At 74.6% G+C, this 5,792-nt stretch carries 4 protein-coding genes; 1 reads left to right on the top strand and 3 read right to left on the bottom strand.

Annotation, left to right across the window (positions count from 1 at the left end; genetic code table 11):
• The 3 genes from ACOJTC_RS15470 to ACOJTC_RS15460 all read right to left on the bottom strand — a co-directional run.
• Window positions 1-625: AAA family ATPase (locus ACOJTC_RS15470; RefSeq protein ID WP_420117409.1), on the bottom strand; the 625-nt coding region annotated here is incomplete at its 3' end.
• 62 nt (window positions 626-687) lie between these two features.
• Window positions 688-2,088 carry a hypothetical protein gene (locus tag ACOJTC_RS15465; RefSeq protein WP_420117408.1) on the bottom strand — a complete coding sequence of 467 codons (1,401 nt, stop codon included), beginning with the start codon at window positions 2,086-2,088 and terminating at the stop codon, window positions 688-690.
• 6 nt (window positions 2,089-2,094) lie between these two features.
• The gene (locus tag ACOJTC_RS15460; protein WP_420117407.1) at window positions 2,095-2,484 is read right to left on the bottom strand and encodes an RCC1-like domain-containing protein; all 390 of its coding nucleotides are present in this window, start codon (window positions 2,482-2,484) and stop codon (window positions 2,095-2,097) included.
• A 700-nt stretch (window positions 2,485-3,184) separates the two neighbouring features.
• On the opposite strand from ACOJTC_RS15460, the gene ACOJTC_RS15455 reads away from it, so the two are divergent.
• Window positions 3,185-5,792, top strand: a 2,608-nt coding sequence (locus ACOJTC_RS15455; RefSeq protein WP_420117406.1) for a LuxR C-terminal-related transcriptional regulator, incomplete at its 3' end; no start/stop codon positions are given.

Genomic DNA, 5,792 nt, shown 5'->3' with positions numbered 1-5,792 from the left:
GGGGCAGCACCGCCCGGGGCCAGGTCCCGCCCAGGCCGCGTACGACGACGTCGTGGTCGTAGGTCCACTGCAGATGGACGAAGCGGTTGGCCAGCGGTGGGCTCAGCTCCCAGCCGTCGGCGGCCGAGGATCGTGGATTGGCGGCGGCCACGATCCGGACCCCGGCCGGTAGGCGCAGGCTGCCGATCTGCCGCTCGAGCACGAGTCGGAGCAGGGCGGCCTGCACGGCGGGTGGGGCGGTCGACAGTTCGTCCAGGAACAGCAGTCCGCGACCGGCGCGTACCAGGCGCACGGCCCAGTCCGGCGGTGCCATCGGGACACCCTGGGTCGCCGGATCGTCGCCGACGACCGGCAGCCCCGCGAAGTCGGAGGGCTCGTGGACGCTGGCGATCACCGTCGTGAGCGGCAGGTCCAGTGCGGTGGCGAGCTGGGTGAGGGCGGCGGTCTTGCCGATTCCCGGCTCTCCCCAGAGCAGCACCGGCAGGTCGGCGGCCACGGCCAGGGTCAGTGCCTCCAACTGCGGGTCGCAGCGGGTCTCGGTGGTGGTGTCGCACAGCAGCGCCACCAGGCCGGCGGCGACGTCGAGCTGCGGGGCGGTGTCGATCGGGGTACGCGGGAAAGGCATCGGAGATCACCTGAGATCGTGTTGGCCGGCCCGGAGCCGGGCGAGGGGGCGAGGTCCCGCGGTCAGCGGGCGATCGTGTGGCGTGGGTGGGAGCGGCGGTCACGCTTGCACTGCCGGTCCCGGGAGCAGGGAGCAGGTCCCTGGTCGACCAGCCCGGCGCGGAACAGCCCGTAGGTGATGCGGCGCAGCGCGGCGTCGTGCAGTTCCTCACGCAGCTCCCCGCCGGGCAGGAGCGCCTCGGGTCCGAGCAGGGCCTCGACGGTGGCCAGCGCCCCGGCGGTGTCGCCGTGGTCCAGGCGGGCGCGGATGTCGGGAAGGCACTCCGGCCGGCGGTGCGTTTCGTCGACCGCCCGCAGGCAGGGCAGCGGGGTGCCGGTCAGCGCGGCCAGCAGCTCCTCCCGGTGGAGTTCCGCCGGGTCGTGGTCGAGGGGTGCAAGCGCGCCGTCCACCAGGCCGATGCGGTGCCAGGCTCCCCGGCAGGCCACGAGACGTGGCGCTGCTGCCGGGACCGGCGACGCGGACGCGGCGGCCACCGGGTGGCCGGGCGCAAGCGCCGCGGCCACCAGCGGGTGGAGCCGGTCGACCTCGATCAGCCCGCGACGCAGCAACTCCGGGTCGGGTGCCGTCCAGGTCGCCGCGTCGGGCAGCACCGGCAGCCCGGCGACCCGACCGGCCCGTGACGCCCCGGTGATCCGTGCCCCGGGCGCCCGCAGGTCCGTCCCTGCCGGAGCGACGTGCAGTAGCAGCCGACGTCGAGGGCCGAGGCGCACCGTCACGGCCCCGCCGGTACGGCCTTCGGCGTGGAGCAGCATCGCCGCTTCGGCCGCCCACCGGTGCACCGCGTAACCGCATTCCCGCAACGCGTCCCAGGGCTGATCAGGTCCCATCACGGTGGTGGTGGCGGAGGGTGACCGCTGGGCACCCGACCGACTCGGTAGCTCGTCGGCTCTGCGTACGTCCCAGAGGTGACGGTGCAGGTCGAAGCGGAACCGACGGTCGGGACGCGGATGCGGATGCGGGCAGTTGCCCGCTTCGTCGGCTCCGGCCCACAGCGCCAGGCTGATCCGTTGGCCCGCGTCCGCCCAGGCCGGCGGCGTCCGAGCCACGAGGTGCACCGACTCGACGCCGTCGTGTCCCGCCAGCCGGTAGCTGGTCAGCGAGACGGTCAGACCCGGGCGCAGCAGCCCGTCGGGAGCGATCCTCGGCAGGTGCCAGCGCAGCAGGTCCGGCGCGAGATGCCGGAGATCGGCCCGCAGTCGGGCGGCCAGGTCACGGCCGTGTCGGCGGGCTACGGCGCGCAGGTCGAGGTCGACGTCGACGCGGGCGGTGGCGCACGCCCCGGCCCAGTCGCCGACGAGGCGACGAGCGGTCGCGGCCTTGATCATGGAGGGCGGCACGGCGTACTCGCGCACACGCCGCCAGAGAAAGAGGCGGGAATCCGCATTCGCGGCGAGGGAGCGCATCAGCACTCACCTTGCGCGAACCGGGCCCCCAATCTGAGAGAAGGATTCATCGTGGCGGAGCATAGCGTCCCGCTGTGAGCTACGCCAACGCACAATCCAGCCCGCACGGAATCGACTGCTGCTCGCCGTTCGCGGCGGTCGACCGCGCTCGGACCGGTTCGGGGCGCCCGGAGCGCCCGGACGTGGGGATCGTCGGTCGCCGCCCGGGACAGGTCGGGTGGTGCGTCGGCGCGGAGCATGCCGGAAAGGATCACGTGCAGCTGTCAGTTCCGGGGTGCCAGGACCTGCACCGGCACGGGGTCGGTCCTGCACGGTGCCGTCGCCGAGCTGTCCACGGCCGTTGCAGCCCCACGACAGAACGCCACCGCCACGGTGGCACCTCAGGCGAGGTGCCACCCGATGTCGCAGGCTGGGCGACGGCCGCAGCAGGGTGGGTCAGCTGTGGCAGCCACGGGGTGCGTGGGCGCACAGCGCGACCACGTCACCGGAAGGCGCCGACGCCAGCGCCGCCTGGGCACCAACGACGACGAATGCCAGGGCGGCAGCCGCGACGACCGCGCGAACCAATGTGGACATAATCGCCCCTTCGAGGTCGGGAAATTCAATGCAATCGATAATATCGTTGTCGGTTGATGCCCGACCAACGTCGGATTCCCTGGCGGGCGCAGATCGAGCATGCCGGGCCAATGCCGCCAATTCGGCGCGGCGCTTCCTTTGTCCAGAATTGCGGCAGAACCTGGCAGGAATGCGCAACGGCGGGTGGACCGGGCGGCGGACACGGTGGTCACCCGCTCGGCCCGGTCGGGATTCCGATGGGGGCGCATTGTTGGCGTACCGGTTCGTCGAAGCCACAATGCAGACAGCACACCGCCGCCACCACCACGAGTCCAGCCGCGCCTGCACACGGGCGCGCACGGCATGGCGGTCGACGCCCGGACAGCGGGCGAACCGCCGCGACGCGGGGCCGCAACCCGGTTCCGGGTGGCCCGGGCCGTCGATCGCCGGTGAACCTGTCCAGCTCACGAGTGCCCGGGAGGCCTGATGGCGTCGGCCGGCACGCTGCATCCACCAACAGGGCTGAGGAGATGATCCCGGCATGACGATGATCGGCCGGGCCGGGGAGTTCAGCGACGTCCTCGCTGCGGTACACGATCCGCAGACGGACGTGGTCCTGGTCACCGGCGAGGCCGGCGTGGGCAAGACCCGCCTGCTCGACGCCGTGTCCACGGCCGTTCCCGCCGTCCGCGCCTGGGGCACGCGGGGCCTGTCACACGTCCCGCTGGCGGCCCTGGCGCACCTGGTCGACCCGGCGACGACGTCACTTCCGGAGATGGTCGCCCAGGTGCTCCGGGCGGTCCCCGTCGGCACGGTGCTCGCGGTCGACGACCTGGACGGCTGCGACGAGGTCTCCCTGGCCGTCGCGGTACGGGTCGCCCGCGACGCCGGTCGCACCCTGGTCGGTACCGTCCGGACCGCCGACGCTCGGGTGCCGCCCGCCGTGGCCGAGCTCGCGGCGTCGTCGAACACCGTGCTCCTGCCGATCGCGCCGTTCGACCGGACGTGCACGGAGCAGCTGGTCGACGCGCTGCTCGACGGCCCGGTCGACGCTGGGATCGTCGACGACGTGTGGCGGCGGACCGGCGGGAACGCCCTGTTCGTCACCCAACTGCTCGACGGCGCGCGACGCTGCGGCGCGTTGCACCGGTCGGCGGTCGGCTGGCACGCCGTCGGGCCGCTGCCGGTCCCCACCGGGCTGCGCAGTCTCCTGCCGACGCGACTGGCGGGCCTGCCCGACGACGCCGTCGCCGCCGCCCGCTTCCTGGCCGCCACCGGCCGGGCGCACGACGACGAGATCGCGCAGGCCGGGCACCTCGCCGGAACCGAGCACCTGGTCGCCCACGGGATCGCGGTCTGGGCGGCCGAGACCGCACGGTTCGTGCACCCGTTGTTCGCCGAGGTGCTGTGGGAGGGGCTGTCACCCGCCCGGCGGCGGGCGGTGCTCCGCGAACACCTCGCGGTCGCCCGGACTCTCACGCCGCACGACCAGGTGCGGTGCACCGTGCTGAGCCTGGACGCCGGAGAGGCCGCGCAGCCCGGGCCGTTGCTGGCCGCCGCGCGGGTCGCTGCCGCCGGTGGTGCGACGGACGTCGCGGTACGGCTCGCCCGGGCGTGCCTCGACCGGGTCCCCGAGGTGTGGACCGCCCACCCGGAGGTCGCCGTCGGTGCCGCCCTCGTCCTCGCGGTCAACCTCTGGGAGACCGGGCGTGCCGACGAGGCGGTGGCCGTCCTGCGCGACGCGCTGGGCCGTACCCCACCGGGCAGGGACGCCGCCCTGCTCGCCGTGACCCTGCACAAGGTGGTCCTCTGGGGCTGCCACGACCTGCCCGCCGCCCGGGACGTGCTGCGACAGCAGTCCGCCCGCTATCCCGCCGGTGCACCGGTCGGGGCCCTGTTCGCGGTCGCCGAGGCCGACGCCCTGGCATACGCCGGGTTCCCCGACGAGGCGCTGGCACTCGCGTCCGGCGTCGGGGACGGCGTCACGCTGCCGTTGCCGGTCCGGACCATGCTGGCGACGAGCCGCAGCAACGCCCTGGCCCACCTCGGCCGGACCGGCGAGGCGGTCGCCGTCGTCGAGGAACTGCTCGACCAGGTCACGGACGCCGGGCCGGAGGCGACCGCCGGGACCCGCGACAAACTGCTCGTGTACGCCAGCCACGCCCTGCGCGAGCACGGTCGGCTCGACGACGCCGCGCACACCGCCGAACGCGCGTACCACGGCGCGCTGGCCGACGGGGTGGTCTTCGAGCGCGCCTGGGCGGCGGTGTGCGTCGCCGCGGCCCGGTTGCAGGCGGGGCACCTGGACGATGCGACACGCTGGGCGCGGCGGAGCCTGGTGACCTCGGTGGCCGCCGGGATGACCGACTGCACCCGGGTCTGCCTGTCCGTGCTGACCGTGGCCCACGGCTCACGCGGTCTGACCCCGGAGCCGACGTGGGTGACCCACCTGCGCTCGCCCCGGGCGGGCCTGGGGTTCCTGCGCCACACCGTGCCGATCGCGCTGGGCTGGGCGGCGTACGCCGAGGGTCGTCACGCCCTGGCCTGCGACCTGCTGCGGCAGGGTCAGGCGAGGGCCGCGCGGGACCGGGCGGTGGCCGCCGAGTCCTGGATCCTGCACGAGCGCCTGCGGATGCACGACGGCGTCGGGGTACGGGCCCGGCTGGCGTCGCTCGCCGTCGGGTCCCCCGTCGGCGTGGCGCGGCTGGCCCTGGCCACCGGGCTGGAACGTGCCTGCCCCGCGACCTTGTCGGAGGCCGCGGCGGCCTTCGAGACGGTCGGTTCACCCCTGTACGCGGCAGAGGCCGCCGCGGCGGCGGCCCGGTGCGCGTCCGGTCGGGCTGCGGCGGCGGCCCGGCGACGGGCCGCCGAGCTCGCGCACGAGGTGGGTGACCCGCCGACCCCGCTGCTGGGCCGGTCACCCGTGCCCGCCGACCCGTTGACCTCCCGTGAGCGCCTCGTCGCCGAGCTGGCCGCGGGTGGGGCGACGAACGCCGAGATCGCCGGGCGCCTGGTCCTGTCGGTACGGACGGTGGAGAACCACCTGTTCCGCGCCTATGCCAAGCTCGGGATCAACTCCCGGGGTGACCTCGCCCGGTACGGGATCCCACGCCGGGAGTCGCGGCGTCCGCCGGCGGCGCGGCGGGCGT

The organism is Micromonospora sp. (assembly GCF_048594385.1).
In the GTDB taxonomy this organism is placed as follows: Bacteria; Actinomycetota; Actinomycetes; order Mycobacteriales; family Micromonosporaceae; genus Micromonospora; species Micromonospora wenchangensis.
This window is presented reverse-complemented; position numbering and strand designations above follow the sequence as displayed.